We start from the raw sequence: 26,873 nt of genomic DNA, 5'->3' as shown, positions 1-26,873 counted from the left end.
TCAGCCGGCCCATTGCGCTGCGAGCTGGGCGGCTGTGCCGTTGAAGTGATCGAGATCGAGCGCGCCGATCCCATTGCCGGGGATGCCCGGGATGTTCGCGACCTTCTCGGCATATTGCCACAGCCAATAGGTCGCCCAGCTCTTCTGCACGACGGCGGTCGGGCCATATTGCGCTAGCCATAGCCGGTGCGCGCCGAAGAACGGATCGACGCGGGTGCCGAGATCCGCCTTGGCCAGTTCCCCACTATAGATCACCGCTTTCCGGCCGAGCTTCTGCTCGATCAGGGTGAGGAATTCGCGCGCGATATCCAGCGTCATCTGGTTGCCGTTGGTGCGCTCGTAATCGAGCGCGACCAGCGTCTTGTCATCGGGCTTGGCCCAGCCGAGGAAATTCTCGACCTGCTGCTTGGCCGGCGCGGCGGTGCCCCAGTGATAGGCGCCCCACAACATGCCCGCCGCGAGCGCCGCAGGACGGCGATCGTCATACAACGAGTCGCGACCGGTGCCGCCCGTCGTCGCCTTGTGGATGATCCCGCGCACGCCGGCCGCGAAGGCCTGGTGAAAGCTGGTCACCACATCGCCGTGATAGATGTCCAGCACCAGCGGCACCGCCGGCGGGAACGGAATCGCGGGGGCGGGCGTGACCGGCGTGCCGGTCTGCGGCACGCTGGCGGGCGCAGGCCCCGCCTTGAACGGACCGCAGCCCCCGCTCCAGGCAAAGGCGTCCTCGGCGATCTTGTACCAGAGCGGATTGCCCTCGACCGAATCGCCGGCGACGATCGCGGAGACGGCGAGTGTCGTGCCGGGTTGCGCCTTGCGCAGCACCGGCGCGGTGGTCGATGGCGCGCCCTGGCGGAGGTTGACGAGGGAGGTGGTCTGCACCTGCCCGGTGACGAGGATCTGCGCGACCATGATCAGCCCACCGAGCCATCGGCTGCAGTCGCCGTCACTGTAGCGGATGGCGGCGGTGGCGCAGGGATCGGCGGCGTATAGGCCGGCGGTGTCGTGGCGATCGTTACGGCGACGGTCTCGCGCGACATGAAGCCTTCGACGAAATCGGCGCCCGAATAGCCCGCCGCCATCAGCATGAAGATCTGTTGCGCGCTGATATGAGCGAGATCGGTGACCAGGCTCACCGCCGCGAGCGCGCCCGCGATAAATCCGATGCCGAACGATATCAGGACCCGGCTCGGCTGGATCATGTCGCCGGTGGTGGCCGTGGTGCCGCTGGCGGCATCGTTCAGCTTCTTGATGCCGACGATCGCGCGGATGCCCTGCCCGAGCATTCCCATCGCGCCGCCAAGTCCGACGACCTGCAACCAGCTAACCGCATCAAGTGTGGCGGACATCGGCCCCTCTCCTTCCGGTATGGCTCACGCCATGCTTGAGGAATCGGGCACCCCCAACAAGCGCAACTAGGCTCGATTCGACTATATCGGTGGCGCGCCGGGTTGAATCGATTGCGTGCATTCTCTGCAATTGCACTTGCAACAACCGCCCGATTGACCGGGGCGCGTGCCGATGGCTTATGCGCGCCAAACATGTCTAGGAGATCATGGCGATGAAGAAGCTCTATCCCGATGCAGCGGCAGCGCTCGAGGGTATCCTGTTCGACGGCATGACGATCTGCGCAGGCGGCTTTGGCCTGTGCGGCATCCCGGAACGCCTGATCGACGCGATCCGCGATGCGGGCACGAAGGAGCTGACCATCGCCAGCAACAATGCCGGCGTGGACGGCGAGGGCTTGGGCAAGCTGCTCCGCAGCCGCCAGGTGAAAAAGATGATCTCCTCCTATGTCGGCGAGAACAAGGAGTTCGAGCGGCAATATCTGGCGGGCGAGCTCGAGGTGGAATTCTGCCCCCAGGGCACTTTAGCCGAGCGCTGCCGCGCGGGCGGCGCGGGCATTCCCGGTTTCTACACCAAGACCGGCGTCGGCACCCAGGTGGCCGAGGGCAAGGAAGTGAAGGTCTTCGACGGGCAGGAATATATCCTGGAACGCGGCATCCGGGCCGACCTGGCGATCATCAAGGGCTGGAAGGCGGACGAGAGCGGCAATTTGATCTTCCGCAAGACCGCGCGCAACTTCAACGCCCCGATGGCGACCGCGGGCAAGATCTGCGTCGCCGAGGTGGAGGAAGTCGTGCCGGTCGGGTCGCTCGATCCGGACTGCATCCATCTGCCGGGGATTTATGTGAAGCGGATGATCGTCGGCAGCCCTTACGACAAGAAGATCGAGTTCAGGACGGTGCGCGAGCGGGTGGCGGCGTGATCTTGCGCGCTTTTTCTCCCCTCCCGCTGGCGGGAGGGGTCGGGGGAGGGCCTGTCCGAAACAGCGCCCTCCTTTCGGGGACATGCCCTCCCCTAACCCCTCCCGCCAGCGGGAGGGGAATGATTTTGGCCCTTGCTGCGCTCCTCGCGGGCTGCGCGCATGCCGAGGCTCCGGTACGGGTCGCGCCTCCCCCGCCGGAACCGGTCGTTCAGGCGCCGCCACCGCAGCCTCCGATACCCGCACCGCCCCCCGCCCCGACCGTCCCACCCGGCATGCAATATCTCTACGGCTCGGGCGAAGGCTCGGCGATCAGCCTCCAGGCGTGGCGCGGCCTCACCGGTTATGTCGCGCAGCAGGTTCGCAGGCGGCCGCGCGACAGCGTGGTTCTCGCCGCCGGCACGACGCTTGCCGCGCCGAGCTTCGTGCCGTGTGCGAAGAAGCCCTTCGCCGCGGTGTTCGACGTGGACGAGACGGTGCTGCTCAACCTCGGCTTCGAATATGCCGACGCGGCCAACCCGCAGCCCTATGACGAAGCGCGCTGGCAGGCTTGGGAGAAGACCGGCGCCGACAAGGTCGTGCCAACACCCGGTGCGCTCCAGGCGCTGACCGCGCTGCGCAACCTTGGCGTGACGGTGGTGTTCAACACCAACCGCTCGGCCGGCAATGCCGCCCAGACGACCGGCGCGATCGACGGCGCGGGCCTCGGCCCCGCCGTGCACGGCGACACGCTGTTCCTGTCGGGCGACGACGCCACGGGCTCCAAGAAGGACGGCCGGCGCGCGGTGATCGCCGCGAAATATTGCGTGCTCGCGATGGGCGGCGACCAGCTCGGCGATTTCAGCGACCTGTTCAATGCCGGCCTGGCGCCCGCGCCGCGCCGCGACGCAACGCTGGCCGCGCCGGTCGCGGCCAAATGGGGTGCCGGCTGGTTCGTGCTCCCCAACCCCGTCTATGGCAGTGGCCTCAGGGGCGGGTTCGACGACGTATTTCCTGCAGACAAACGCTGGGCCCTGCCCGCGACGACGGAGAAGTAAGACATGGCCTGGACCCGTGACGACATGGCGGCGCGTGCCGCGCGCGAGCTGCAAGACGGATTCTACGTCAATCTCGGCATCGGCATCCCGACCCTGGTGGCGAACCATATCCCCGAAGGCGTGACCGTCACGCTTCAGTCCGAGAACGGCATGCTCGGCATCGGGCCGTTCCCCTATGACGACGAAGTCGACCCCGACCTGATCAATGCCGGCAAGCAGACGATCAGCGAGCTGCCGCAATCGGCCTATTTCGGATCGGACCAGAGCTTCGCGATGATCCGCGGCGGGCATATCGACCTGACCGTGCTCGGCGCGATGGAAGTGGCCGAGAATGGCGACATCGCCAACTGGATGATCCCGGGCAAGATGATCAAGGGCATGGGCGGCGCGATGGACCTGGTCGCCGGCGTGAAGAAGATCATCGTGGTGATGGAGCACACCAGCAAGAATGGCGACCCGAAGTTCATCCCGGCCTGCACCCTGCCGCTGACCGGCAAGAATGTGGTCGACATGGTCATCACCGATCTCGCGGTGTTCCAGCGCCCCGATCACAGCTCGCCTTTCAAGCTGATCGAGACGGCGCCGGGCGTGACGGCGGATGAGGTAGCGGCGAAGACGACGGCACAGTATCTGGCCTGATGCGGCGTGCCCTCGCCGCCGTCGCGCTCCTGCTCCTCGTCTCAATCGGCCTGACCGTGGCGCTCGTCTCCCCGCCGGGCCTGCTCAGCCTGTATGACGGCACCCTGGGCGGCGGGACCGGGGCGAGCCGGCCGGGCAGTGCCCTGCCCTTCGGCACGCAAGGCCAGACGCTCGACGTCTGGCGCCCCGCCGGCAAGGTCAGCGCGAAGCGGCCAGTGCTGATCTTCTGGTATGGCGGTGGCTGGGTGAAGGGCGACCGCCGCGCGTACGCCTTTGCCGCGCGTGCCTTCGCCAGGGCCGGCTTCGTCGTGGTCGTGCCCGACTATCGCAAGGTGCCGGGCGTGCGCTTTCCCGCCTTTCTGCAGGACGGCGCCGAGGCGGTGAAATGGACGCGCGACCATGTCGCCGACTTCGGCGGCGACCCGGGGCGGATCGCCATCGCCGGCCATTCCGCCGGCGCCTATATCGTCGCGATGCTCGCGCTCGACCGGCGCTGGCTCGAGGCGGAGGGCGTCGACCCCGGCATCGTCAAGGCAGCGATCGGGCTGAGCGGGCCCTATGATTTCTATCCCTGGACCTCGCCGCGATCCGAGGCGGCGATGATGGGCGTGGCCGATCCGGCGATGACTCAGCCGATCCGCTTCGCCCGCGCCGACGCGCCCCCGATGCTGCTCGTCACCGGCGACAGGGACACCACCGTCAGGCCGCGCAACGCCATCCACCTCGCGGCGCGGCTGAAGGCGCTGGGCGCGCCGGTGACCTTGCGCATCCATGCCGGGCTCAACCACGAGGATGTGGTGATGGCGCTGTCCAAACCCTTCCGCGGCAAGGCGCCGGTGCTGGCGGAAAGTGTGGTGTTCCTGGAGGCGGCGCTCAAGGAATAGGGTCGCCCCCTTCCTTCCTCCCCGGCGAAGGCCGGGGCCCAGTCGGGAAGGTGGAGGCAACGACTCGCAACGCCAGACAATCAGCCGCTCCCAACTGGGCCCCGGCCTTCGCCGGGGAAGGCAGGAGAATGAGCCCCTGTGTTGCGTCGATAATACGCGCTGCGGTAGGAGTGATCCATGATGATCGCGGCCCTCCTCCCCCTCCTGCTTGCCGCCATGCCCGTCGAGCGCGACTGGTCTCAGGCGCTGCGCCAGGACGCGCAGGCGCTGCATGACGATGCGGCGGCCAATCATCCCGGGCCGATCAACACGCTCGACCCCGACTTCGCCAAGCGCAACGACCAGGGCCTGGCCCTGGCGCTGAAACGGGCCGGGCAGGTGCGTGATTTCGCGGGCTATTGGTATGCGATGAAGGCCTATGTCGCCTCGTTCGAGGACGGGCATATGGGGTTCGGCACGACCGGCGAGGCGCCGAAGTTCGACACCAGATGGCCCGGATTCCTGACCGGCTTCGACGCGGCCGGCGCGCAGCGCGTGGTGTCGCGCGCCGACGATGCGCCGCTACCGCTCGGCGCTCGGCTCGCCTCGTGCGACGGCATGCCGGCGGAATCGCTCGCGGCCGAGAATGTCGGCGCGTTCGAGGGCCGATGGTTCCTGAAATCCCGCCATATCTGGCGCGGCGGCGAGCTGTTCGTCGATCGCGGCAACCCGTTCATCCGGCGCCCGGCGACCTGTGTGTTCGAGGTCGGCGGCAGGCTCGAACAGGTCAGCCTCACCTGGAAACCGATCGCGCCCGAGGCGCTCACGCCGCGGCTCTGGACCGCCAGCCAGCTGATCCGCCCGCCGGTCGGCACGCGGACCCTGGCCGACGGAACGCGCTGGTATGGGCTCAGCGACTTCAACGGCGATCCCGGTTCGGATGCCGGGCGCAACCTGCCCGGCGTGATCGCAGGCATGAAAGCGGATCGCGCCGCGCTGGTCGCCGCGCCCGCGATCGTGCTGGACCTGCGCGGCAACAATGGCGGATCGTCCGACTGGTCGCGCCAGATCGCCGCGATCCTATGGGGCGAGCAACGCTTCGCCGGCCTCGATATCGACTCGGATTCGGTCGAGTGGCGCGCGTCCGAAGCCAATATCGCGTCGCTGGTCGAGACGCGCGAACAGCGCAAGGCGATCCTCTCGCCCGAGGCCAGGAAATGGTTCGATCGCACCATCGCCGGCATGCAGGCGGCCCATGCCAAAGGCGAGACGCTGTGGCGCGACCCGGAGGACAAGGAGCCCCCGGTCCCCGGCGATCCGCCTGCCCCGCCACGCGGCCCGGTCTATTTCGTCACCGATTCGGGCTGCGGATCGGCCTGTCTCGATGCGGCCGATCTGTGGGCGGCGCTGGGCGCGATCCAGATCGGCCAGCAGACCAGTGCCGACACGCTCTACATGGACGTGCGCCAGGACGTGCTGCCGAGCGGCGTCGCGCGCCTTTCGGTGCCGATGAAGGTCTATCGCGGCCGCAAGCGCGGATCGAACGTGCCGCTCGACCCGGTCCATGTCTTTCCGGGCAATCTGCGCGATACCGCGGCGCTGGAGGCATGGGTCGCGACCCTGCCCGAACGGAGGAAGTGAATGCGTGTCCTGCTGACCGGATCGAGCGGCTGGCTCGGCCGATTCCTGGCCCCCCGGCTGCGCGCGCTCGGCCATGAGGTGACCGGCCTCGACGTGGCGCCGGGCACCGACACCGATGTGATCGGCAGCGTTGCCGACCGGATGCTGATCGACCGGCTGTTCGGCGAGCGCGGGATCGAGGCAGTGATTCACGGCGGCGCGCTGCACAAGCCGGACATCGTGCGCTATCCCAACCAGACCTTCATCGACGTCAACAGCAGCGGCACGCTCCACCTGCTCGAGGCGGCCGTCGCCAGCGGCGCGAGCCGGTTCGTCTTCACCTCGACCACCTCGCTGATGATCTCGACCGCGATCCGCGAAGCGCGCGGCGAGACGGCAGTGTGGATCGACGAGGAGATGGCACCGCTGGAGCCGCGCAACATCTACGGCGTGACCAAGCTCGCCGCCGAGCAATTGTGCCGGCTGATCCATGCCGATCATGGCCTGCCCGTCGTCATCCTGCGCACCTCGCGCTTCTTTCCCGAGGACGACGATACGCATCTCGTGCTGTCGGGCGAGAACATGAAGGCGAACGAGCTGCTCCACCGCCGCCTCACCGTGGAGGATGCGGCCGAGGCGCATATCGTCGCGCTGGATCGCGCCCCGGAGATCGGGTTCGGCACCTTCATCGTTTCCGCCCCCACGCCGTTTGTGCGGGACGAGGTGGCGGCGCTGAAGGCCGATGCGCCCGCCGTGATCGCGCGGCATTACCCCGATGCGGCGGCGCTCTATGCGCAGCGCGGGTGGCAGCTGCCGCCGTCGATCGACCGGGTCTATGACGCGAGCCTTGCCGAGCGCGTGCTGGGTTTCCGCTGCGAGACCGATTTCGCGGCGGTGCTCGAGGCATTGCGCGACGAGGCGGAACTGCCGTTCGCGCATGACGCGGACTATGTTTCGCCGAAGGAAGTCTTCGTCGCAAATTAGTCGCCACAGTCGCGCGACCGCAGCACCGACACTCCGTTCCGCCTAGGCGCCCCGCTCGATTTTTTGAGGAAGCGGGAGTTTTTCGTGCGGATAGTGAAGCGTATCGTCCTTGGGCTGGTCGCGATCGTCGTGCTGGCGGTCATTGTCCTCTACGCAGGATCGGAATGGAAGATGCGGCGCGGCTATGACGTCGCCTTGACGCCGATCGCGGTGCCGCACGACGCGGCCTCGATCGCCGAGGGCGCGCGGCTCGCCAAGATCACCGGCTGCCGCGATTGCCACGGCGCCAATGGCGGCGGCACGGTGATGCTGAAGGACCCGATGATCGGCACCATTGCCCCGCCGCCCTTTTCGCAGGTGGCGGCGCGCTACAGCGATGCCGAGTTGCTCCGCGCGATCCGCCATGGCGTGCGGCGCGACGGCAGCGCGTTGTTCATCATGCCGACCGACGCGCACACCTATCTGGCCGACGACGACGCCGCGCGGATCATCGCCTGGATCCGCTCGCTCAAGCCGCAGCCGACCGATTCCCGCGAGAAGACGAGTCTCGGGCCGCTCGGCCGCGGACTGGTGCTTGCCGGCAAGGTGCGGCCGAGCGTGCAGCTCCCGGATGTCTCGGTGCGGACTCGCCCGGCGGATACCGGCAAATATTTCGTCGATATCTCCTGTGCCGCCTGCCACAAACTGCACGAGCCCTCGCCCTCGCATGACGGCAAGCAGATCGTGCCGGCGCTGGCGCCGATGGCCGCCGCCTATGACCCGGCCGCGTTCCGCACCCTGCTGCGCACCGGCGTCGGCGCCTCCAAGCGCGACCTGGGCCTGATGCGGGTGGTCGCGGTCGCCGGGATGCACGCGCTGACCGACCAGGAGATCGCGGCGATCCAGGCCTATCTGACGGCGGAAGCGGCCAGGGTGCCGGCGCAATAGGCCGTTCCCGCCGACGTGCCACTCCCTTCGCTGTTATCGATCGATAACAGCGAAGGAACAGGGAAGCATTACCTTTTCCCCTTTCAACGTCGGTTTGTTTCAACTATTACCTAAATATATCAGTATCTTAAAGAGAATTTCCCTGTTATCCGTAACAGGGAAAGCGCCGTGCGGAACAGGGAATGGCCGTTGCAGGAACAGCGAACGCCCGGGCCGTGACGCAGCGACTTGATTCAAATGTCCGCGCAAAGCGGCTTTTATCCGGCGATCATTCATCGACGGGAAACTGCCATGACGAAGCGGAAGGTTGAATCAGGTGCGACGGGCTATGCGATTGGGCGTTGCAAGCCGCCGGTCGAATATCGTTTCCGCAAAGGGCAATCGGGCAACCCCGCGGGCCGGCCGCGCCGGACCGGCGCACCGGGCGACCGGCTGCGCGGCGCGGCCGAGCCGACGCAGCAGATGATCCTGGACGAAGCCTATGGCCTGGTCACGGTATGCGACGGCGACAGCGAAATCGAGATGCCGATGAACCAGGCGGTATTCCGCGCAATCGGCCTGGCGGCCCTGAAGGGCAGCCTGAGTGCGCAACGCCGCTGGGCGGAGATGGTGCAGGCAGCGGAGGCGGCGCAGAAGCGCGCGCAGGTCGCGATCTACAATGTGGCCGAACGCGGGGACAAGGAAGTCGCCGTGCGGTTGCACCGATGGAAGGAGGAGAGTGAAGACGACGTCCCCCCTTATGACCATTATGCGGAGGACATCATCATCGATAGCCGGTCGGGCGCGGTGGTCATCCGGGATGACGGGGACGCGGAAACCTGAGACGGCGCCGCGCGCCATCGGCGGAGGGCGCAGGACGGGCAATGTCTGCCCGGCCTTGCCGACGGCCAGCTACCGCTTCCGATTGCCCGCCGCCCGTTTTTCCTTGATGGCCGTCAATCGCCAGGGATGTAATCCTGCTAGACGCCATGGCCCGGCCCCACCCAAGTGTCCGCAAGGATCCGATATGCTGCTCCACATTCCCAGCCTGTTTTCCGCCGAGGAAGCACGCGACGCGCGCGCGCGGCTCGAGGCGGCGGATTGGGAGGATGGCCGGCGGACCGCCGGGCATCAGGCGGCGCAGGTCAAGAACAACCTGCAGCTGGGCCTGGACGATCCGGTCGCACGATCGCTTGGCGACCTGATCCTCGAAAGGCTCGCCGCGACCCCGTTGTTCATCGCGGCGACGCTGCCGCTGCGCGTGCTGCCGCCGCGGTTCAACCGCTACGAAGGCGGGGGAACCTATGGCGCTCATGTCGACAGTGCGATCTTCCCCATCCCCGGCACGCCAACGCGCGTGCGCACCGATGTCTCGACGACGGTCTTCTTCAGCGATCCCGACGATTATGACGGCGGCGAGCTGGTGGTGGAGGATACGTTCGGCGAGCACCGGGTGAAGCTGCCCGCCGGCGACATGATCGTCTATCCCGGCTCCAGCCTGCACCATGTGACGCCGGTGACGCGCGGCACGCGCTTCGCCGCCTTCTTCTGGACTCAGAGCCTGGTGCCGCCCGATCCCCAGCGCAAATTGCTGTTCGACCTCGACACCGCCATTCAGCGCCTCACCGCGGATCACCCGGAGCATGCGTCGATCGACGGGCTGACCAACGTCTATCACAATCTGCTGCGCCAATGGTCGATCACATGACCCTGGTGCCGCCGCTCACCGCGATACCGCCCGACCTGCGCAGCCTGGCGGATTATGAGGAGAGGGCCCGTCACCACATCGACCCCGCCGCCTGGGAGCATCTCCAGGGCGGCGCCGGGGCGGGACTCACGCTCATCGAAAACCGCGCCGCCTTCGACCGGCTTCGCCTGTTGCCGCGCATCCTGGCGGACCTGACCGGCGGGAGCACCGCGATCGAGTTGTTCGGGCGGTCGCATGCCACCCCGATCCTGCTCGCCCCGCTCGCCTATCAGCGCCTCGCCCATCCCGACGGCGAACTGGCGACGGTCCGCGCCGCGACGGCGATGCAGATCGGCATGGTCGCCAGCACCTTGTCCAGCGTCACGCTGGAAGAGATCGCCGGAGCGGGGCGAGGCGCGGCGCTGGAACTGGGCAGCGACCCGGCACCGCTCTGGTTCCAGCTCTATCTCCAGGAAGACCGTAGCTGGACGACCGACCTGGTACGGCGGGCCGAAGCCGCGGGGTATGACGCGATCGTGCTCACCGTCGATGCGTCGATCAAGCGCTCCGACTTCACCCTTCCCGCCGGCGTGGAAGCCGCCAATCTCCGCGGCATGCCGGGCCTGCGCCAGACGAGCATGCCGCAGGGCCGCATCCTGTTCGGGACGCCGCTCGTCGACGCGGCACCGGGATGGGCGGATCTGGCGTGGCTGCGGTCGCTGACCAGCCTTCCCCTGATCGTCAAGGGCGTGCTGGCGGCGGACGATGCGCGCCTGGCCGTCGCGGCGGGCGCGGACGGGCTGATCATCTCCAATCACGGCGGGCGGGTGCTCGATGGCCTTCCGTCGCCACTCGACGTGATGCCCGGCATAATCGATGCGGTCGGCGGCAAGGTTCCGTTGCTGCTCGATGGCGGCGTGCGCGGCGGGACCGACATCGCCAAGGCGCTCGCGCTGGGCGCTGCCGCGGTCCTGATCGGTCGCCCGCAGATGCACGCGCTTGCCGTCGCCGGAATGGCAGGCGTCGCGCATATGCTGCATATCCTGCGGGCCGAGCTGGAGCTTGTCATGGCGCAGCTGGGGTGCCGGACGGTGGACGATCTGGACAAGAACGTCCTGTTGCTCCCGCACGCCCAGGCCGCGGCGAGCTCGCGCGTGTGAACCCAGGCTATGCGTAACTAAATGCCGCGCGCGCTTGATCGCGCGCAAGAAAGGGCTAGATGCCGCCGCATGGCTTCCCGTCCGCTCACCTTGTACGAAAAGATCTGGGCCGCTCATGTCGTCGAACGGCGCGATGACGGCACCTGCCTGATCTATATCGACCGCCACCTCGTCCATGAGGTCACCAGCCCGCAGGCCTTTGCCGGCCTTCGCGCGGGCGGCCGCAAGGTGCGCCGGCCCGATCTGACCCTGGCGGTGCCCGATCACAACCTGCCGACGACGGCGCGGCTCGACGCGGCGGGCAAGCGCTTGCCGATCGCCGATGCCGAGAGCGCGGCGCAGCTCGACGCGCTGGAGCGCAACACCGCCGAGTTCGGCATCGACTATATCGACGCGGTCGCGCCCGAGCAGGGCATCGTCCATGTCGTCGGGCCGGAACAGGGCTTCACCCTGCCCGGCACCACCCTGGTCTGCGGCGACAGCCACACCTCGGCGCATGGCGCGATGGGGGCGCTGGCGTTCGGCATCGGCACCAGCGAGGTCGAGCATGTGCTCGCGACGCAAACCCTGTTGCTGACTCAGTCGAAGACGATGGAAATCCGCGTCGACGGGTCGCTCGGCTTCGGCGTCAGCCCCAAGGACGTGATCCTGGCGATCATCGGCAGGATCGGCGCGGCCGGCGGCACCGGCCATGTCCTGGAATATACCGGCGAGGTTATCCGCGCCATGTCGGTCGAGGGCCGGCTGACCGTCGCCAACATGTCGATCGAGGGCGGCGCGCGCGCCGGGCTGATCGCGCCGGACGAGACCACGTTCGCCTATCTGAAGGGCCGCCCGATGGCGCCCGCCGGTGCGGATTGGGACAAGGCGGTGGCCTGGTGGACGTCGCTGCGGAGCGACCCCGCCGCGACCTATGATCGCAGCGTGCGCCTCGACGCGACCGATATCGCGCCCTCATTGACCTGGGGGACGAGCCCGGAAGACGTGGTGGCGATCACCGGCGTGGTGCCCGATCCCGACAGCTTCGCCGACCCCGCCAAGCGCGCCGCCGCGCGCAAGTCGCTCGATTATATGGGCCTGACGCCGGGCACCGCGATGCAGGACGTGCCGGTCGAGCATGTCTTTATCGGCAGCTGCACCAACAGCCGGATCGAGGATCTGCGCGCCGCGGCCTCGGTCGCGAACGGCCGCCATGTCGCGGACGGCGTGCGCGCGCTGGTCGTGCCCGGATCGGGCCTAGTGAAGCGCCAGGCCGAGGCCGAAGGGCTCGACCGCATCTTCGTCGACGCCGGGTTCGAATGGCGCGAGCCGGGCTGTTCCATGTGCCTTGCGATGAATCCGGATAAAGTGCCGCCGGGCGAACGCTGCGCTTCCACTTCGAATCGGAATTTCGTAGGGCGTCAGGGGCCAGGAGCACGGACGCATCTGGTTTCACCCGCGATGGCGGCAGCAGCGGCTGTCACCGGGCGGTTGAGCGACGTCCGCGACCTGATGGGAGGGTCGAGACCATGAAGAAGGCGCTTGTGCTGCTGATCCTGGGCACCGTGCTGAGCGGCATCGCCGCTTATGCCGCGACGGCCAGGACGAAACCGGCCGACGGAACGATCGCGGTCCGGTAATGAAAGCGATCAGCCAGGTCTCCGGCCGCGCCTATCCATGGGGCGCGAAGAACATCGATACCGACGTCATCATCCCGGCGCACTGGCTTAAGACGGTGACGCGCGAGGGGCTCGGCAAGGGCGCGTTCGAGACGGTGCGCGCACAGCCGGGCAATATCTTCGACGATCCGCGCTATGCCGGCAGCCCGATCCTGATCGCGGGCGACAATTTCGGCTGCGGATCGAGCCGCGAGCATGCCGCCTGGGCGCTCGCCGACATGGGCATCGTCGCGGTGATCGCGCCGAGCTTCTCCGACATCTTCTCCGGCAATGCCTTCAAGAACGGCATCGTACCCGTGGTTCTACCGCAGGAAGCGGTCGACCGGCTGGTCGAGGTCGCGGCGACCGATCCGGTGACGATCGATCTCGAGACGATGACGGTCACCACGCCCTACCAGGATCGCTTTCCGTTCGAGCTCGACGCCTTCCGCCGCCAGTGCCTCATGGAGGGGCTGGACGAGATCGGGCTTACGCTGGCAAGGGATACCGCGATTTCGAAATACGAGTCCGGCGTCAACGAGCACCGGCCGTGGATGAGCGGAGGACGATCCTATGCGGGCACTGTTGTCGAAGGCGCCGGGCGGCCCTGACACCCTCGTCATCGACGAGATGCCGGATCCCGTGGCCGGGCCCGGCCAGGTGGTGGTCGCGGTCAAGGCCTGCTCGATCAACTATCCCGACGTCCTGATCATCGAGGACAAATATCAGTTCAAGCCGCCCCGGCCGTTCGCGCCGGGCAGCGAGATTTCCGGCGTGATCGACAGTGTCGGCGACGGCGTGACCGGCTGGGCGGTGGGCGACCGGGTGATCGCCACCACGGGATCGGGCGGCCTGGTCGAGAAGATCGCGGTCGATGCGGCACGGCTCTACCGCCTGCCCGAAGGCCGCAGTTTTGCCGAGGGTGCCTCGCTGCTGCTGACCTATGCCACCACCATCCATGCGCTGCTCGACCGCGGGCATCTGGTCGAGGGCAATACGCTGCTGGTGCTGGGGGCCGCCGGCGGCGTCGGGCTGGCCGCGATCGAGCTGGGCAAGGCGTTCGGCGCACGCGTCGTGGCGGCGGTGTCGTCCGAGGAGAAGGCCGCGGTCGCCCGGGAAGCCGGCGCCGATGTCGCGCTGGTCTATCCCCGCGCGCCATTCGACAAGGATCAATCCAGGGCGCTCGCCGAGCAGTTCAAGGCAGCGCTCGGCCCGGGCGGCGCCGATGTGATCTACGATCCGGTGGGCGGCGACTATGCCGAGCCGGCGCTGCGCTCGATCGCCTGGGAGGGGCGTTATCTGGTCGTCGGCTTCCCGGCGGGCATCCCCAAGCTGCCGCTCAACCTGACCCTGTTGAAGAGCTGCGACGTGTGCGGGGTGTTCTGGGGTGCCTTTGCCGCGCGCGACCCAAAGGCCAACCAGGCGCATATCGAGCGGCTGTTCCGCCTGTGGAAGGACGGCCGCATCGCGCCGCGCGTCACCGAGACCTTCGCGTTCGAGGATGGCGGCAAGGCGATCGCGAAGATGGCGGCGCGTGGGGCGATCGGGAAACTGGTGGTGACGGTCGCGGAGTAACCTTGTTCCTCCCCGAGCTTGCTCGGGGAGGAATAGGTGCGGGGACGTATTCGACGTGCGCCCTGCGCGGTTGCGTCATGGCGGCCGCGCCCCTATCTCCGCGGTAATATTTGAGAGACCCAAGGGGACCGAGCAACCATGAGCACTTTCGACGATCGCGAGCGGGCCTTCGAAACCAAATATGCGCGCGACGAGGAAATGGCGTTCCGCATCACGGCGCGGCGCAACCGGCTGCTTGGCCAATGGGCCGCCGCCCAGATGAAGCTCACCCCGGAAGAGACCGACGCCTATGCCAAGGCAGTCGTGCAGGCCGATTTCGAGGAAGCGGGCGACGAGGACGTGATTCGCAAGCTGGTCAGCGACCTGAACGCCGCGGGTGTCGAGGTCGACGAGGGGGCGGTGCGCCGCGCGATCGAGGACCATACGATCGAGGCCCGCCGCCAGCTGATGCAGTCCGAATAAGATGGGGGCGGAATAATCCCATGGCGATGGCAGCCGAAGAGATCGAAGCGCTGATCACCGGGGGCATCCCCGATGCCAGGGTCGAGATCACCGATCTCGCCGGTGACGGCGATCATTATGCGGCGCGCGTGACGTCCGAGAGTTTCCGGGGCTTGCCCCGAATCAAGCAGCACCAGGCGGTCTATGCCGCGCTGGGCGGGCGGATGGGCGGCGTGCTTCACGCGCTTCAGCTCACCACCGCGGTTCCCGAGTAACAGGAGTAGAACCAGTGACCGATGACGCACAGGCCCGCATCGCCGAGATGGTCGCCAAGAGCGACGTTCTCCTTTTCATGAAGGGCAGCCCGCTCTTCCCGCAATGCGGCTTTTCCAGCCGCGCGGTCGCCATCCTCAACCACCTGAACGCCGAGTTCGACAGCGTCGACGTGCTGCAGGACCAGGGCGTGCGCCAGGGCATCAAGGCCTTTTCCGACTGGCCGACCATCCCGCAGCTCTATGTGAAGGGCGAATTCGTCGGCGGCTCGGACATCATGATGGAGATGTACGAGAGCGGCGAGCTCGCGCAGCTTCTGGAGGATCAGGGCGTCACGTCGGGGAATTGAGGCTTCGAACGCTACCGAAAGGCCCCGCACCGGAGACCCGGTGCGGGGCCTTTTTTATTCGCCACCCTCCCCCGTTCGCCCTGAGCTTGTCGAAGAGCTGTTCTTTCTTCCGTCGAAGAAAAGAGCAGGGCTTCGACAAGCTCAGCCCGAACGGGGAAAGACTGGCCAATGACGTCATGACCGCACGAACATTCCGGAGATATGGAGAAGCCGGGTAGGACGGACCGATACGAGATCGGGGGGAGTATCGGCCCGTCCTGCTGAAGCGATGAACGCTCGGCATGCTTCAGACTATGCAGTCGGCGTGCCACTCCGGATGAAGGGCGGACATCCGGGCATGGCGATGGTTAACGCCCCTGCCCGCGCCGCGCCGACTGTAAACCCTTCCGACAGTTCAGCCGCCGATGGTGACGGCGACCTCGTACAGCCCGGGATGCGCGGTGCCGAGCGCGGCGTTGCGCGCGAAGAAATCGCTCGCCTTCAGCCGGGCCATCACCCGATCCTGCGCCGCCTGGTCGCGCACCTGGGCATAGTTCACCACCCGATTTCCTTCGAGCCCGCGGTGGATGCTGGCCGACATCCAGCCCTCCACGTCGCTGACCGATCGCGCGCCCTCGGCGAGCAGGGCGATCAGCGCCGCCTGGTTGGCGGGATCGCAGGTGAAGACGTTGATCTGGGTGATGACCCCGGTTCCGCTGGTAATGATCGGCATGTCGTTTCTCCGTACAGGCCTGTGGGGCACACCCCGACAGGCCGGGAACGCGGGTATCGCGTCCCTTCCTGTCGCGGGTTCCGCCTCGGCGGATACGGAGAGCGCTCCCGAAGGAGCGGTGGCCGGGCTTACCGATACCGGCCTGCTTCTTTTCGACCGGCACGGACTAGCAAATTGGCGCGGGCCGGTCCAGGAATCACGGCATGACGAACTCACGCTCCGGCGGCCGTATCCTGGTCGACCAGCTCGTCGCGCAAGGCTGCGACCGAATCTTCACCGTTCCCGGCGAGAGCTTCCTCGCCGTGCTCGACGCGCTGCACGATACGCCCGAGATCGACCTGGTGGTGTGCCGGCAGGAGGGCGGGGTCGCCTTCATGGCCTGCGCCGACGGCACCCTGACCGGGCGGCCGGGCGTCGCCTTCGTGACGCGCGGGCCGGGCGCGACCAACGCCTCGATCGGTGTCCATGTCGCGATGCAGGATTCGCAGCCGATGCTGCTGTTCATCGGCGATGTCGATCGCGGGACGAAGGACCGCGAGGCGTTCCAGGAGATCGATTTTCCAGCGATGTTCGGGCCTATCGCGAAATGGGCGGCGAAGATCGACGATGCCGCGCGCATCCCGGAATATGTCGCGCGGGCGTGGAGCATCGCGCTGTCGGGGCGGCCGGGGCCGGTGGTGCTGGCATTGCCCGAGGACATGTTGCTGGACGAGGTGGTCGCGGTCGACCGGCCGCGGATCGAGCGGCCCGCGCAGGCGGCTGCCAGTGACGCGGTCACGGCCGCGATCGATCTTCTCGCCGGGGCAAGGGCGCCCGTCGCCATTATCGGCGGCGCGGGCTGGGATGCCGCCGCGACGCGGGACTTCACGGCCTTTGCCGAACGCACGAGCCTTCCCGTCGCCGCCGCGTTCCGCCGGCAGGATGCCATCCCCAATGCCTCGCCGGCCTGGGCGGGCAATCTCGGCTATGGCCCCAGCCCGAAGCTGGTCGCGCGGATCAGGGCGGCCGATGTGCTGCTGGTCGTCGGACCGCGCCTCGGCGAGGCGACGACCGACGGCTATGCGCTGGTCACGCCGGATCATCCCGGCCAGGTCCTGATCCATGTCCACCCCGACCCGGACGAGCTGAACAGCGCCTATCGCGCCGATCTCGCGATCTGCGCGGGCATGGCGGAATTCGCGGCCGCGCTCGCCGCATCCAATGCCGCCCTGCCCGGTTTTGCCGGCGCGGAAGCGCATGGGGAATGGCTCGCCTGGTCCAGCCCTGCCCCACGCGACATCAAGCTCGATCTCGGCCCCTGTGTCGCGGCGATGCGCGATGCGCTGCCGGCCGACACGATCATCTGCAACGGCGCGGGCAATTATTCGGGCTGGTGGCATCGTTACTGGCACTATGCCGGCCCCGGCTGCCAGCTGGCGCCGACCGCCGGCGCGATGGGCTATGGCGTGCCGGCCGCCACCGCCGCGGCACTACGACATCCGGATCGCATGGTGGTGGCGCTGGCCGGCGATGGCTGTTTCCTGATGAACGGTCAGGAACTGGCGACCGCGGTCGGGCACGGCGCCGACATGCTGGTGCTGGTGATCGACAATGGCGGTTACGGCACGATCCGCATGCATCAGGAGCGCGAATATCCCGGGCGGATCTCCGGCACCGAGCTGCGCAACCCGGACTTTGCGGCACTCGGCCGGGCCTATGGTTGCTGGGCGGAGACGGTGGAGACGACCGAAGCGTTCGCGCCAGCCCTGGCCCGCGCCATGGCGGAGACCGGCGTCAGGCTGCTCCACCTGAAGACGGACCTGGAGGCGATCACGCCTGCCACCACGATCTCGGCGATCCGGAAGCGGTAACGCCTGTAGAAAAGGCCGCCCCGGTTGCCCGGAGCGGCCTTCAAGGCAATCGAAACGGATCGCGTCAGATATCGTCGCCGAGCGCACCCTTGACCTTACCGATCGTCTGCTGGGCCTTGCCCTTCACTTCCTGACCGGCGCCTTCATCGCGCGTGGCGGGATCGTTGCTCTGCTGCTTGGCCTTGCCGATCGCTTCGTTGACATTGCCTTTGATCTTGTCGACGAGTTCACCCATGTCCGTGCTCCTTGGTGTCCGCGGCGCCGAGGGCCGGCGCCAGCCACTCCCGGAACAAGAACGGTCGATCGCGCGCGCGGTTCCTGCGGTTCATCGCGTATCCGCCTCGCAATGCACTGAAAACAGAGGGGATGCCGCCGGCGGGCGCCCCTAGGGTGCGACCTTCTTGAGGAAGGCCATGACCGCCGCCCAGTTCGCCTCGGCGCCCTTGGGGTCCTTCGCCGCGATCAGCGTCGACGAGCCGTGCACACCAGCGGCGGGCACATATTGCTCGGCGCGACCGCCGGGCACCGCGGCGGCGATCGCCTTCGCCTCGGCGATCTCCCCGGAGTCGCTGGACGAGGTGATGAAGACCGGGACGGTCACACTGGCCGCCGCCGTCTTCACCAGCGCCTTGTCCGGGAAATATTCGCCGGGGGAGAAGGCCAGGATCGCCTTTACCTTGCCGGGGTTCTCCGCGGCGAGCGGGAAGGTCAGCGAGGAGGAGTAGCTGCTGCCCCACAGGATGACCGGCAGCTTCGACTGGCTGGCGAAATCGAGCGCGGCCTGCAGGTCGGGCTTCGCCTCGAGATAGTCAGTGCTCTTGCCGAGCAACGCCACGGTCTCGTTATCGCCATAGAGCTTGCCGCCGGAGCGCTGGTCGATCGCGATGGCGGTATAGCCGGCGTCGCGCAGGCGCGGCGCGATCTCGGTATATTCGCCCTTGCTCGAGTCCGCCTGGTGGAACAGCAGGATCACGGCCCTGGGCTTAACCGCCGGATAGCTGCGCGCGAAGACGGTGAGGTCGTCCGCGGCCTTGAAGGTCACCGGCGTCCAGGCATGTGCCTCCGAAGGGGGCACATTGTTGTATTTGGTCTCCGGCTTGTCGCACGACGACAGCGCGGTCGCCGCGAGCAGCATCAACCCGACACGCACCGACTTCATCAGATCAACCCCGCCAAAGGGCTCGACGGATCGGCGTACAGGCGCTTGCCCATGCGACCGGCGAGATAGGCGAGCCTCCCTGCCTCGACCCCGGCCTTCATCGCCGCCGCCATCATGATCGGGTCCTTGGCTTCGGCGATCGCGGTGTTCATCAGCACGCCGTCGCAGCCAAGCTCCATCGCCGCCGCCGCGTCGGACGCGGTGCCGACACCCGCATCGACCAGCACGGGCACACCCGCGCCCTCGACGATCAGGCGGATCGTCACCCTGTTCTGGATGCCGAGCCCCGAGCCGATCGGCGCGCCCAGCGGCATGATCGCGACCGCGCCCGCATTCTCCAGACGCTTCGCCGCGATGGGATCGTCGACGCAATAGACCATGGGCAGGAAACCTTCCTTCGCCAGGATCTCCGTCGCGCGCAGCGTCTCGACCATGTCGGGATAGAGCGTCCTGGCCTCGCCCAGCACTTCGAGCTTCACCAGGTCCCAGCCGCCCGCCTCGCGCGCGAGGCGCAGGGTGCGGATCGCCGATTCGGCATCGAAGCAGCCGGCGGTGTTGGGGAGATAGGTGACTTTCTTCGGGTCGATAAAGTCGGTCAGCATCGGTGCCTTGGGATCGGACACGTTGACGCGGCGCACCGCGACGGTGACGATCTCGGCGCCCGAGGCCTCCAGCGCGGCGGCGTTCTGGGCGAAATCCTTGTATTTGCCGGTGCCGACGATCAGCCGCGAGCGGAAGGTGCGGCCGGCCACCGTCCAGCTGTCGAGCGTCGGCGTGACGTCGCCGCCGCCGACGAAATGGACGATCTCCAGCTCGTCGCCATCCTCGACCATGACCTGGCCGAGCGTCGAGCGCGGCACCACCTCGAGGTTGCGCTCGACCGCGACCTTTTCGGGGACGAGGCCGAGATCGGCGGCGAGCTGCGCCAGGGTGAGGCCCGCGGCGACACGGCGGTGTTCGCCGTTGACGCGGATCGAGACGGTGTGATCGGTGTGCATTGATCTTCCCTAGCCGTTCGCTTCGAGCGAAGTCGAGAAGCCCGTTCCCGCACCACTGTGTCTCGACTTCGCTCGACACGAACGGCTAAAGAAGGGCCGCCCGCGATATAGAGGGCGAGACGCTGCCCGCAACCGAAAGGCTCCTCCTTGGCCGATACGATCTTCGTCCTCAACGGTCCGAACATGAACCTGCTCGGGCTGCGCGAGCCGGAGATTTACGGCAGCGACACGCTCGACGACATCGCCGGGCAGCTCGAGGATCGGGCGCGGGAGCTCGATCTGAAGGTCGATGTGCGCCAGTCGAATCACGAGGGGCACCTGGTCGACTGGCTGCACGAGGCGCAGGCCGTCGGCGCCAGGGCGGTGATCCTCAATGCCGCCGCCTTCACCCACACCTCGGTCGCGATTCACGACGCGATCAAATCGATCAAAACGCCCGTGATCGAGGTGCATCTTTCCAACCCCCACAAGCGCGAGGACTTCCGGCATTTGAGCTGGGTAGGTCGTGCCGCACGGGGAACCATCGCCGGCTTCGGCGCGCTTTCGTACCTGCTTGCGCTTGAAGCCGCCGCCCGTCTCTGACAGGACGCCCCGCTTAATAGGGTTTTTGGCCCAATAAGGGAGATCATGGGTCGCATGGCCGAAGAAACGAATACCGATCCGATGCGGATCGATGTGGAGCTGGTCCGCCAGCTCGCGCAGATGCTCGACGAAACCCAGCTGACCGAGATCGAGGTCGAGGACGGCGGACGGCGCATCAGGATCGCGCGCAAGGCCGCCGCAGCGGCGCCAACGGCGCATTATGCGCCGGCGCCTGTCGCCGCGCCCGTGGCAACCGCCGCCGCGCCGGTCGAGGCCCCGGCGGCCGTTCCTGCCGCGAACGCGGTCAAGTCGCCGATGGTCGGCACTGCCTATCTGTCGCCCGAGCCCGGTGCGGCCTCGTTCATCAGCGTCGGCAAGACGGTCAAGGCCGGCGATACGCTGCTGATCGTCGAGGCGATGAAGGTGATGAACCCGATCCTCGCGCCCAGTGCCGGCACCGTCCGCGCGATCCTGGTCGAGAGCGGCCAGCCGGTCGAGTTCGACCAGCCGCTCGTGGTCGTCGAGTAAGCCATAATGGCTGAAATCAAGAAGCTCCTGATCGCCAATCGCGGCGAAATAGCGCTGCGCATCCATCGTGCCTGCCATGAGATGGGCATCAAGACGGTCGCGGTGCATTCCACCGCCGACGCCGACGCGATGCATGTCCGGCTTGCCGACGAAGCGATCTGCATCGGCCCGCCGCCCGCGACCGAGAGCTATCTCAACGTCGCCAACATCATCTCGGCGGCCGAGATCAGCCATGCCGACGCGATCCATCCCGGTTATGGCTTCCTGTCCGAGAATGCCCGGTTCGCCGAGATCGTCGAAGCGCACGGCATCATCTTCGTCGGGCCCAAGCCCGAGCATATCGTCACCATGGGCGACAAGGTGGAGGCGAAGCGCACCGCCGGCGCGCTCGGCCTGCCGCTCGTCCCGGGTTCGGACGGCGCGATCGGCGACGTGGTCGAGGCCAAGGCGATCGCGCGGGAGATCGGCTATCCGGTAATCATCAAGGCCGCTTCCGGCGGCGGCGGGCGCGGCATGAAGGTGTGCGCGTCCGAGGATCAGCTCGAAACGCTGATGATGCAGGCGGGCAGCGAAGCCAAGGCGGCGTTCGGCGACGCGACCGTCTACATGGAAAAATATCTCGGCAACCCGCGCCACATCGAGTTCCAGGTGTTCGGCGACGGCCAGGGCAATGCCATCCATCTCGGCGAGCGCGACTGCTCGCTGCAGCGGCGGCACCAGAAGGTACTGGAGGAGGCCCCCTCCCCCGTGCTCGGCGCCGAGGATCGCGAGCGCATGGGCGGGATCGTCTCCAAGGCGATGTCCGACATGGGGTATCGCGGCGCGGGCACGATCGAGTTCCTGTGGGAAGACGGCGAGTTCTACTTCATCGAGATGAATACCCGGCTCCAGGTCGAGCATCCGGTGACCGAGATGATTACTGGCCTCGACCTGGTGCGCGAGCAGATCCGCATCGCCGAGGGGCATCCGCTGACCCTGCGCCAGCAGGACGTGGTGTTCCGCGGCCATGCCATCGAATGCCGCATCAATGCCGAGGACCCGCGGACCTTCGCGCCTTCGCCCGGGCTGGTGAAGCAATATCATGCGCCGGGCGGCATGAACGTGCGGGTCGATAGCGGGCTCTATGCCGGTTACCGCGTGCCGCCTTATTACGACTCGATGATCGCCAAGCTGATCGTCTACGGCACCACCCGCCAGGGCGCGATCCGCCGCCTGCGCCGGGCGCTGGAGGAATTCGTGATCGAGGGCATGAAGACCACGATCCCGCTGCATCAGGCATTGATCGAGGACCCGGATTTCCAGGCGGGGGATTATACGATCAAGTGGCTCGAGGAATGGCTGGCGCGGCAGGAGGATTGATCTTGCCCAACCTTCCCCGGCGCAGGCCGGGGTCCAGTTGGGAAGGCTGACGTAACAGCGCGCGACGCCAATCACTGCTGTGCCCCGACTGGACCCCGGCCTGCGCCGGGGAAGTGAAGGGTCTTTCCGTGGCCAGCGCAGCCCTCTTACCATCATGGCTGCCACGAGGCCGACAAGATGATAGACTTTCCCAATCGGGGGAGAGCAATCATGTTCATCGGCCATTACAGCGCGGCACTCATCGCGGCGACGTCCCCTAAAGCACCACGACTCGGCACGTTGTTCGTCGCGGCGCAGCTCGTCGATCTCGCCTTCTTCTCCTTCGTGCTGCTCGGCGTGGAGCATATGCGGCTCGTCCCCGGCATCACCGCGATGAACCCGATGGACCTGTACGACATGCCCTGGACTCACAGCCTCATCGGCGCGCTGGCCTGGTCGGCGGGGTTCGCGCTGCTGATATGGCTGTGGCGGCGCAGCGGCGTGACGGCGCTGATCGGTGGCGCCGTCGTGTTCTCGCACTGGCTGATCGACCTGTTGGTCCACCGGCCCGATCTGACGCTCGCGGGCGGGCCGCCGCCGTTCGGGCTGGGCCTGTGGAATTATCCGGCGATCGAGATGCCGCTCGAACTGATCCTCGCTTACGGCACGCTTGCCTGGTTCACCCGGAAGACGCGCGGGCCGTGGATGCCGGTCGCCGCGCTGGCGGTGGCGATGGCCGCGTTCCAGGCGTTCAACTGGTTCGGGCCGGAGCCGGCGACGATCGTCGATCCGCCGCCGCCATCGCTCGCCATTCTCGGACTCCTTGCCTATGTGCTGCTCGCGCTGCTCGCCTGGTGGGTGAGCCTGACGAGACAGTTGAAGGTTGGGAGTTGAGAGTTGAAGGCGACGATCTGGCATAATCCGCGCTGTTCCAAGTCGCGCGAGACCCTGGCGATCCTGCAGGAGACGCCCGGCGTGGAGGTCGAGGTGATCGAGTATCTCAAGACCCCGCCGACCCGCGAGAAGCTCGCCGCGCTGTACGAACGCGCCGGCATGACGCCACGCCAGGGCCTGCGCATGGCCGAGGATGCGGCGCGCGGCCTCAAATATGCCGAGGGCGACGCGATCCTGGATGCGATGATGGTCGATCCGATCCTGATCGAGCGGCCGCTCGTCGAGACCGAAAAGGGTGTCCGGCTCGGCCGGCCGCCGGAGAAGGTACGCGAGATTCTCTGAGGGATGCGCGTGCGCGGCCCCGATCGAGACGTTCTGCGATCATTTGCGGATTCCGACGACGAGCTTCACCGTGCGTGAATGCTCGAGCGTGTCGAGATTGCGTCCGCGATCATAGCCGAGCCCGATCGACAGATTGTCCGACGGCGCGAAGGTCAGGCGAAGCCCGAGCCGTTGGGCATCCCCGAGCCCGCGCTCCAGATTCTCGCGCAGCGCATAGGTGCCGGCCAGCGACAGGATATCCGCGTTCGCCAGCTTCAGGCGCAGCTGGGCGGCAGCATCGAACCCCAGCCGCGTATAATGCGGTGCGCCCGCCAGATCGGTCTTGCGGCCGATATCGCTGAAGCCCGCATGATCGCCGACGCCGGTCAGCTTCCACGAGAAGTCGACGCCGCCGCCCAGCGGCGCGGCGATAAGATTGCCAGGGATGGGAAAGCGCGGTGTCCATTGGGCGGCGACGGACCAGCCCGAGGAGTCGAAGCGCGTATCGGTGAGATAGCGCACGCTCAGCGCATAGAAGTGATTGGCGGTGGTCTTCCCGCGGGTTTGCACGACACCGCCGAGTTGCAGACCGAGATTGAGATTGTCGACCTTTGCCGTCGCGGCATCGCTCGCTTTCTCATATTCGAGCTGCGTGAAGACAAGCGGACGAATGCGCGCCATCACCTTGCTGCGCCCCGCGTCATACGCCTTTCTACCGATCGACCGGTCGCCAAAGCCGATGCCGAGCGTGCCGTAGAATGAATAGGTGTCAGTGTCCGCATCCTCGTCGCGCAGATAGGCGAACTCCGCGAACGGGCGGTCGGTAAGCTTTGCCGCCGCGAAATCGGTCGGCTCCTTGGCGATCAGCAACTGCCCGACACCCCCGCCATCGGAGGGCGGCGGCGTGTGCTCGGCCGACGGGATGCACAGGAAGCGGTAGTTCGCGTCGCTCCGATCGAAAATGTCGGCAAGCACGGCCGCGGTGTCGGCCGCGCCGAGCGGACCGCCGCTGCGCGCCTGCACCTCGATGCCACCATCGGCGAGCGGCAGGAAGCGTCCGGCCCCCTCTTCCGTCGGCGCAGTCCAGCCGCCGACCGTGCGGCTGACCAGCAGATACGCTCCCCGGTCATCGCCTTTCCCGGCGATGAAGAGCGGCGCCAGCACGCTCCCCGGTTGCGCCAGCAGCGGCGCAACGTTCTTGAAGGTCACCACATCGCTCGACAGCAACGCCTCGTACAGCGCCGCGGCCTTGATCTCACCCCGCCTGTCGCCGGTGGGCGTGCAATGCTTCGCGATCAGCGGGGCGAGGTTGTCGATGAGGTTCCGGTCCGGCCTCTCGGCCCCCGGGCGTGCCTGCGCGGCGGGAGAGGCGGCGATCGCCAGCCCCGTGGCGGCGGCGAGCAGCGCGCGGTTCACAGATACTTCCCATTGGCCAGCACCTGGTCGCGCACCCAGGCGGCGAGGGAGAGATAGGATTCCTTGCCCAGTTCGGTCATTTCCGCGTCGCTGCCGCTGGCAAGCGAGACGAAGATTCCGAGATCGTGGATCACATCCTGCACGCAGCTCAGCAGGACCCGCACCTTGTCCGCATCGTCGAACGCATCCGCGACCGTGTCGGTCAGCGAAGGTTCCTCGGCCGGCACGCGCAGCACGCCGTCGATCACGCAGGTCTCGGCCTGCGCCTGCGAGAAGTCGGCAACGCCGCCGCCCGTGTCCCGCGCCGCCGTGAGCGCATGCAGCGCCTCCATCGCCGCGGCGGCGGGTGCGTGCGGATAGCAGGTGGCGGCGAAGTCATAGTCGAGCGCGTCGATATCCGCGCCGCCCGGGATCGGATGGTGATCCCGCGTCAGCGCGCCGGGGATCTGGTAGCACATGATCGAATTGCTGTCCGCGCGGGGCGTGCCGAGCAGGGAGCCATCCTCGATCGGCGTGAGGACCTGCGCGATCACTTCCTCGCGCGACCAGCCCTGCGTCGCCATATAATAGGCGATGGCCTTTTCCCGATCGATCTTCTCGACCAGTTCGCGGCGCATATGTTCGTGCGGGAAACCCAGGGTATGGCCGGTCTCGTGCCGGACGACGCGAATGAACTCGCTTTCCGGCGTGTTCATGGTGAAGCCCTCGAGGTTCATCGTGGGCTTGTCGGCGTCGATCAGCAGGACATCGGTGCCGAGATAGGACCAATAGCCGCCATCCTCGCCGCCGCCGCGCGCAATGCGGACCTGGGCCTCGCCGCTGGTCTCGGTGAAGGCGACGTTGGCGCTCGTCCCCCATGCGTTCATGTGCGCGAGGATGCGCCGGCGCAGCACCGGCTCGGGATTGTCGAGAAATCCGACGGTCAGCCGCACCCCGTTGGTCTTCCATTTCCGCTCGATGAGAATTGAAAGCGACGCGCGGTCGAGGTCGTGCGTGGGAAGCAATCGCTTGAAGCGCGTGACGGGAGAATAGTTGCGCAGATTGACCTCGACGGCCTTGATCAGCGCGCCGTCGATCGACGCTTCGGGCAGGCGTTTGGGCGTGCAGGTATGAACGGTCATGACGCACTCCTGTGGTAAGAAGTTGGGATGCCGACGACGCGTCGGCGGACAGGACTATTTCCTGGGCGGCTCGGCCGGCGCGAGGGCATTGCCTTGTGCGCCGCCGGCGGGCGTGCATTTCGCGGTGCACTCCGCAGGCCCAGGCTTGCCGACGACCGCGCCGCTGGCGACCGCGGCGATGGAAAGGAACAGAATCGAGCCGATCAGCAGGGCCAATGCAGGCCCCGCCTTGGACAGGCTCTCGCTCAGCGACGTCAGCGCCTTGACGAGGTCAGTGAGTTCGCCGACGCTCACCGGGGTGAGCCCCTGGGCCTTGACGGCCATCTGCCTGGCCGGTTCGGACGGCCTTGCGGTTTGCGCCTTCACACTCAACCAGAGAAACAGCGCGAAACACAGGCCGCCCATCACCAATGCGGTGATCGTGACAATGGCTTGCATGATCTTCCTCCTTCGCGATCCGTGTCGATCGCAACGAGGAGACAGTCCTCCCATCAGGGTCCGGGCAGCGTGAAATTCC

The 26,873-nt window shown here is 67.1% G+C and carries 31 protein-coding genes; 22 read left to right on the top strand and 9 right to left on the bottom strand.

Going from position 1 to position 26,873, the window contains the following annotated elements; genetic code table 11:
* Both ACZ1I5_RS04945 and ACZ1I5_RS04940 read right to left on the bottom strand, forming a co-directional pair.
* Complete coding sequence (locus ACZ1I5_RS04945) at positions 1 to 912, bottom strand: glycoside hydrolase family 25 protein (RefSeq protein WP_465172622.1); 912 nt, start codon at positions 910 to 912, stop codon at positions 1 to 3.
* Between the two features lie 2 nt (positions 913 to 914).
* Positions 915 to 1,349 (bottom strand): hypothetical protein, encoded by a 435-nt coding sequence (locus tag ACZ1I5_RS04940; RefSeq protein ID WP_465172621.1) that lies wholly within the window; start codon positions 1,347 to 1,349, stop codon positions 915 to 917.
* A 212-nt stretch (positions 1,350 to 1,561) separates the two neighbouring features.
* On the opposite strand from ACZ1I5_RS04940, the gene ACZ1I5_RS04935 reads away from it, so the two are divergent.
* The 16 genes from ACZ1I5_RS04935 to grxD all read left to right on the top strand — a co-directional run bounded on the left by ACZ1I5_RS04935 (position 1,562) and on the right by grxD (position 15,437).
* The gene (locus ACZ1I5_RS04935) at positions 1,562 to 2,269 is read left to right on the top strand and encodes a CoA transferase subunit A (protein ID WP_465172620.1); all 708 of its coding nucleotides are present in this window, start codon (positions 1,562 to 1,564) and stop codon (positions 2,267 to 2,269) included.
* Between the two features lie 272 nt (positions 2,270 to 2,541).
* Positions 2,542 to 3,303, top strand: a complete 762-nt coding sequence (locus ACZ1I5_RS04930; protein WP_465172619.1) for an HAD family acid phosphatase — start codon at positions 2,542 to 2,544, stop codon at positions 3,301 to 3,303.
* A 3-nt stretch (positions 3,304 to 3,306) separates the two neighbouring features.
* Positions 3,307 to 3,942, top strand: a complete 636-nt coding sequence (locus ACZ1I5_RS04925; RefSeq protein WP_465172618.1) for a 3-oxoacid CoA-transferase subunit B — start codon at positions 3,307 to 3,309, stop codon at positions 3,940 to 3,942.
* Positions 3,942 to 4,826 (top strand): alpha/beta hydrolase, encoded by an 885-nt coding sequence (locus tag ACZ1I5_RS04920; protein ID WP_465172617.1) that lies wholly within the window; start codon positions 3,942 to 3,944, stop codon positions 4,824 to 4,826. The genes ACZ1I5_RS04925 and ACZ1I5_RS04920 overlap by 1 nt, the downstream gene beginning before the upstream one ends.
* A gap of 177 nt (positions 4,827 to 5,003) precedes the next feature.
* Positions 5,004 to 6,446, top strand: coding sequence for a hypothetical protein (locus ACZ1I5_RS04915; protein ID WP_465172616.1), 1,443 nt, complete (start codon positions 5,004 to 5,006; stop codon positions 6,444 to 6,446).
* Positions 6,447 to 7,409 carry an NAD-dependent epimerase/dehydratase family protein gene (locus ACZ1I5_RS04910; RefSeq protein WP_465172615.1) on the top strand — a complete coding sequence of 321 codons (963 nt, stop codon included), beginning with the start codon at positions 6,447 to 6,449 and terminating at the stop codon, positions 7,407 to 7,409.
* A gap of 84 nt (positions 7,410 to 7,493) precedes the next feature.
* Complete coding sequence (locus tag ACZ1I5_RS04905; protein ID WP_465172614.1) at positions 7,494 to 8,336, top strand: c-type cytochrome; 843 nt, start codon at positions 7,494 to 7,496, stop codon at positions 8,334 to 8,336.
* A 291-nt stretch (positions 8,337 to 8,627) separates the two neighbouring features.
* Entirely contained in the window at positions 8,628 to 9,158 is a 531-nt protein-coding gene (locus tag ACZ1I5_RS04900; protein ID WP_465172613.1) for a DUF5681 domain-containing protein, read from the top strand.
* A 184-nt stretch (positions 9,159 to 9,342) separates the two neighbouring features.
* Complete coding sequence (locus ACZ1I5_RS04895; RefSeq protein ID WP_465172612.1) at positions 9,343 to 10,023, top strand: Fe2+-dependent dioxygenase; 681 nt, start codon at positions 9,343 to 9,345, stop codon at positions 10,021 to 10,023.
* Positions 10,008 to 11,162 (top strand): alpha-hydroxy acid oxidase, encoded by a 1,155-nt coding sequence (locus tag ACZ1I5_RS04890; RefSeq protein WP_465172611.1) that lies wholly within the window; start codon positions 10,008 to 10,010, stop codon positions 11,160 to 11,162. The genes ACZ1I5_RS04895 and ACZ1I5_RS04890 overlap by 16 nt, the downstream gene beginning before the upstream one ends.
* Before the next feature lie 69 nt (positions 11,163 to 11,231).
* Complete coding sequence (gene leuC, locus ACZ1I5_RS04885; RefSeq protein WP_465172610.1) at positions 11,232 to 12,674, top strand: 3-isopropylmalate dehydratase large subunit; 1,443 nt, start codon at positions 11,232 to 11,234, stop codon at positions 12,672 to 12,674.
* Positions 12,675 to 12,780: 106 nt separating this feature from the next.
* Positions 12,781 to 13,410, top strand: coding sequence for a 3-isopropylmalate dehydratase small subunit (leuD, locus tag ACZ1I5_RS04880; protein WP_465172609.1), 630 nt, complete (start codon positions 12,781 to 12,783; stop codon positions 13,408 to 13,410).
* Positions 13,373 to 14,374, top strand: a complete 1,002-nt coding sequence (locus ACZ1I5_RS04875) for an NADPH:quinone oxidoreductase family protein (protein ID WP_465172608.1) — start codon at positions 13,373 to 13,375, stop codon at positions 14,372 to 14,374. The genes leuD and ACZ1I5_RS04875 overlap by 38 nt, the downstream gene beginning before the upstream one ends.
* Positions 14,375 to 14,512: 138 nt before the next feature.
* A complete protein-coding gene (locus ACZ1I5_RS04870; RefSeq protein ID WP_465172607.1) occupies positions 14,513 to 14,836 on the top strand; it encodes a DUF1476 domain-containing protein in 324 nt (107 codons plus the stop codon).
* Between the two features lie 20 nt (positions 14,837 to 14,856).
* On the top strand, positions 14,857 to 15,090 hold the full coding sequence (locus tag ACZ1I5_RS04865) for a BolA/IbaG family iron-sulfur metabolism protein (protein WP_372852413.1): 234 nt from the start codon (positions 14,857 to 14,859) through the stop codon (positions 15,088 to 15,090).
* Positions 15,091 to 15,104: 14 nt separating this feature from the next.
* On the top strand, positions 15,105 to 15,437 hold the full coding sequence (grxD, locus tag ACZ1I5_RS04860; protein WP_465172606.1) for a Grx4 family monothiol glutaredoxin: 333 nt from the start codon (positions 15,105 to 15,107) through the stop codon (positions 15,435 to 15,437).
* A gap of 394 nt (positions 15,438 to 15,831) precedes the next feature.
* Here the strand turns inward: grxD and ACZ1I5_RS04855 are convergent, their stop codons facing one another.
* Positions 15,832 to 16,149: an antibiotic biosynthesis monooxygenase gene (locus ACZ1I5_RS04855; protein ID WP_465172605.1), complete on the bottom strand. Its 318-nt coding sequence runs from the start codon at positions 16,147 to 16,149 to the stop codon at positions 15,832 to 15,834.
* Between the two features lie 203 nt (positions 16,150 to 16,352).
* On the opposite strand from ACZ1I5_RS04855, the gene ACZ1I5_RS04850 reads away from it, so the two are divergent.
* Entirely contained in the window at positions 16,353 to 17,999 is a 1,647-nt protein-coding gene (locus ACZ1I5_RS04850) for a thiamine pyrophosphate-binding protein (protein WP_465172604.1), read from the top strand.
* 64 nt (positions 18,000 to 18,063) lie between these two features.
* Here the strand turns inward: ACZ1I5_RS04850 and ACZ1I5_RS04845 are convergent, their stop codons facing one another.
* The 3 genes from ACZ1I5_RS04845 to thiS all read right to left on the bottom strand — a co-directional run bounded on the left by ACZ1I5_RS04845 (position 18,064) and on the right by thiS (position 20,156).
* Positions 18,064 to 18,234: a CsbD family protein gene (locus ACZ1I5_RS04845; protein WP_465172603.1), complete on the bottom strand. Its 171-nt coding sequence runs from the start codon at positions 18,232 to 18,234 to the stop codon at positions 18,064 to 18,066.
* Positions 18,235 to 18,384: 150 nt separating this feature from the next.
* Positions 18,385 to 19,158 (bottom strand): alpha/beta hydrolase, encoded by a 774-nt coding sequence (locus ACZ1I5_RS04840; protein WP_465172602.1) that lies wholly within the window; start codon positions 19,156 to 19,158, stop codon positions 18,385 to 18,387.
* Complete coding sequence (gene thiS / locus ACZ1I5_RS04835; RefSeq protein ID WP_465172601.1) at positions 19,158 to 20,156, bottom strand: sulfur carrier protein ThiS; 999 nt, start codon at positions 20,154 to 20,156, stop codon at positions 19,158 to 19,160. The genes ACZ1I5_RS04840 and thiS overlap by 1 nt, the downstream gene beginning before the upstream one ends.
* 147 nt (positions 20,157 to 20,303) lie before the next feature.
* Between thiS and aroQ the strand changes: the two genes are divergently transcribed.
* The 5 genes from aroQ to arsC all read left to right on the top strand — a co-directional run bounded on the left by aroQ (position 20,304) and on the right by arsC (position 23,840).
* Positions 20,304 to 20,738, top strand: a complete 435-nt coding sequence (gene aroQ, locus ACZ1I5_RS04830) for a type II 3-dehydroquinate dehydratase (protein WP_465172600.1) — start codon at positions 20,304 to 20,306, stop codon at positions 20,736 to 20,738.
* 54 nt (positions 20,739 to 20,792) lie between these two features.
* Positions 20,793 to 21,266: an acetyl-CoA carboxylase biotin carboxyl carrier protein gene (accB, locus tag ACZ1I5_RS04825; protein WP_465172599.1), complete on the top strand. Its 474-nt coding sequence runs from the start codon at positions 20,793 to 20,795 to the stop codon at positions 21,264 to 21,266.
* A 6-nt stretch (positions 21,267 to 21,272) separates the two neighbouring features.
* Entirely contained in the window at positions 21,273 to 22,625 is a 1,353-nt protein-coding gene (accC, locus tag ACZ1I5_RS04820; RefSeq protein ID WP_465172598.1) for an acetyl-CoA carboxylase biotin carboxylase subunit, read from the top strand.
* A 210-nt stretch (positions 22,626 to 22,835) separates the two neighbouring features.
* Positions 22,836 to 23,498, top strand: a complete 663-nt coding sequence (locus ACZ1I5_RS04815; RefSeq protein ID WP_465172597.1) for a hypothetical protein — start codon at positions 22,836 to 22,838, stop codon at positions 23,496 to 23,498.
* Positions 23,499 to 23,501: 3 nt separating this feature from the next.
* On the top strand, positions 23,502 to 23,840 hold the full coding sequence (gene arsC / locus ACZ1I5_RS04810; protein ID WP_465172596.1) for an arsenate reductase (glutaredoxin): 339 nt from the start codon (positions 23,502 to 23,504) through the stop codon (positions 23,838 to 23,840).
* Positions 23,841 to 23,879: 39 nt separating this feature from the next.
* Here the strand turns inward: arsC and ACZ1I5_RS04805 are convergent, their stop codons facing one another.
* From ACZ1I5_RS04805 to ACZ1I5_RS04795, 3 genes are read right to left on the bottom strand one after another with little or no spacing between them, the layout of a single operon-like run.
* Positions 23,880 to 25,235 carry a hypothetical protein gene (locus ACZ1I5_RS04805; RefSeq protein WP_465172595.1) on the bottom strand — a complete coding sequence of 452 codons (1,356 nt, stop codon included), beginning with the start codon at positions 25,233 to 25,235 and terminating at the stop codon, positions 23,880 to 23,882.
* Entirely contained in the window at positions 25,232 to 26,356 is a 1,125-nt protein-coding gene (locus ACZ1I5_RS04800) for a zinc metalloprotease (protein WP_465172594.1), read from the bottom strand. Before ACZ1I5_RS04800 ends, ACZ1I5_RS04805 begins: the two co-directional genes overlap by 4 nt.
* A gap of 54 nt (positions 26,357 to 26,410) precedes the next feature.
* Positions 26,411 to 26,794 (bottom strand): hypothetical protein, encoded by a 384-nt coding sequence (locus tag ACZ1I5_RS04795; RefSeq protein WP_465172593.1) that lies wholly within the window; start codon positions 26,792 to 26,794, stop codon positions 26,411 to 26,413.
* Positions 26,795 to 26,873 lie beyond the last annotated feature (79 nt).

This window comes from Sphingomonas sp. BL-S-30 (genome assembly GCF_055521475.1).
The sequence above is the reverse complement of the archived record's forward strand: the minus strand, read 5'-3'. Positions and strand labels throughout refer to the sequence as shown.

Excerpts from the sequence above, each read along its gene's own strand:
- ACZ1I5_RS04940 (WP_465172621.1), bottom strand. The coding sequence starts at position 1,349 with ATGTCCGCCACACTTGATGCGGTTAGCTGGTTGCAGGTCGTCGGACTT.
- ACZ1I5_RS04865 (WP_372852413.1), top strand. The coding sequence starts at position 14,857 with ATGGCGATGGCAGCCGAAGAGATCGAAGCGCTGATCACCGGGGGCATC.
- ACZ1I5_RS04850 (WP_465172604.1), top strand. The coding sequence starts at position 16,353 with ATGACGAACTCACGCTCCGGCGGCCGTATCCTGGTCGACCAGCTCGTC.
- ACZ1I5_RS04915 (WP_465172616.1), top strand. The coding sequence starts at position 5,004 with ATGATGATCGCGGCCCTCCTCCCCCTCCTGCTTGCCGCCATGCCCGTC.
- ACZ1I5_RS04815 (WP_465172597.1), top strand. The coding sequence starts at position 22,836 with ATGTTCATCGGCCATTACAGCGCGGCACTCATCGCGGCGACGTCCCCT.
- ACZ1I5_RS04800 (WP_465172594.1), bottom strand. The coding sequence starts at position 26,356 with ATGACCGTTCATACCTGCACGCCCAAACGCCTGCCCGAAGCGTCGATC.
- accC (WP_465172598.1), top strand. The coding sequence starts at position 21,273 with ATGGCTGAAATCAAGAAGCTCCTGATCGCCAATCGCGGCGAAATAGCG.
- ACZ1I5_RS04910 (WP_465172615.1), top strand. The coding sequence starts at position 6,447 with ATGCGTGTCCTGCTGACCGGATCGAGCGGCTGGCTCGGCCGATTCCTG.
- ACZ1I5_RS04840 (WP_465172602.1), bottom strand. The coding sequence starts at position 19,158 with ATGAAGTCGGTGCGTGTCGGGTTGATGCTGCTCGCGGCGACCGCGCTG.
- ACZ1I5_RS04870 (WP_465172607.1), top strand. The coding sequence starts at position 14,513 with ATGAGCACTTTCGACGATCGCGAGCGGGCCTTCGAAACCAAATATGCG.
- ACZ1I5_RS04930 (WP_465172619.1), top strand. The coding sequence starts at position 2,542 with ATGCAATATCTCTACGGCTCGGGCGAAGGCTCGGCGATCAGCCTCCAG.
- ACZ1I5_RS04900 (WP_465172613.1), top strand. The coding sequence starts at position 8,628 with ATGACGAAGCGGAAGGTTGAATCAGGTGCGACGGGCTATGCGATTGGG.
- ACZ1I5_RS04890 (WP_465172611.1), top strand. The coding sequence starts at position 10,008 with ATGGTCGATCACATGACCCTGGTGCCGCCGCTCACCGCGATACCGCCC.
- leuC (WP_465172610.1), top strand. The coding sequence starts at position 11,232 with ATGGCTTCCCGTCCGCTCACCTTGTACGAAAAGATCTGGGCCGCTCAT.
- ACZ1I5_RS04845 (WP_465172603.1), bottom strand. The coding sequence starts at position 18,234 with ATGGGTGAACTCGTCGACAAGATCAAAGGCAATGTCAACGAAGCGATC.
- leuD (WP_465172609.1), top strand. The coding sequence starts at position 12,781 with ATGAAAGCGATCAGCCAGGTCTCCGGCCGCGCCTATCCATGGGGCGCG.
- ACZ1I5_RS04855 (WP_465172605.1), bottom strand. The coding sequence starts at position 16,149 with ATGCCGATCATTACCAGCGGAACCGGGGTCATCACCCAGATCAACGTC.
- ACZ1I5_RS04875 (WP_465172608.1), top strand. The coding sequence starts at position 13,373 with ATGCGGGCACTGTTGTCGAAGGCGCCGGGCGGCCCTGACACCCTCGTC.
- thiS (WP_465172601.1), bottom strand. The coding sequence starts at position 20,156 with ATGCACACCGATCACACCGTCTCGATCCGCGTCAACGGCGAACACCGC.
- ACZ1I5_RS04920 (WP_465172617.1), top strand. The coding sequence starts at position 3,942 with ATGCGGCGTGCCCTCGCCGCCGTCGCGCTCCTGCTCCTCGTCTCAATC.
- ACZ1I5_RS04935 (WP_465172620.1), top strand. The coding sequence starts at position 1,562 with ATGAAGAAGCTCTATCCCGATGCAGCGGCAGCGCTCGAGGGTATCCTG.
- ACZ1I5_RS04895 (WP_465172612.1), top strand. The coding sequence starts at position 9,343 with ATGCTGCTCCACATTCCCAGCCTGTTTTCCGCCGAGGAAGCACGCGAC.
- accB (WP_465172599.1), top strand. The coding sequence starts at position 20,793 with ATGGCCGAAGAAACGAATACCGATCCGATGCGGATCGATGTGGAGCTG.
- ACZ1I5_RS04925 (WP_465172618.1), top strand. The coding sequence starts at position 3,307 with ATGGCCTGGACCCGTGACGACATGGCGGCGCGTGCCGCGCGCGAGCTG.
- ACZ1I5_RS04945 (WP_465172622.1), bottom strand. The coding sequence starts at position 912 with ATGGTCGCGCAGATCCTCGTCACCGGGCAGGTGCAGACCACCTCCCTC.
- ACZ1I5_RS04795 (WP_465172593.1), bottom strand. The coding sequence starts at position 26,794 with ATGCAAGCCATTGTCACGATCACCGCATTGGTGATGGGCGGCCTGTGT.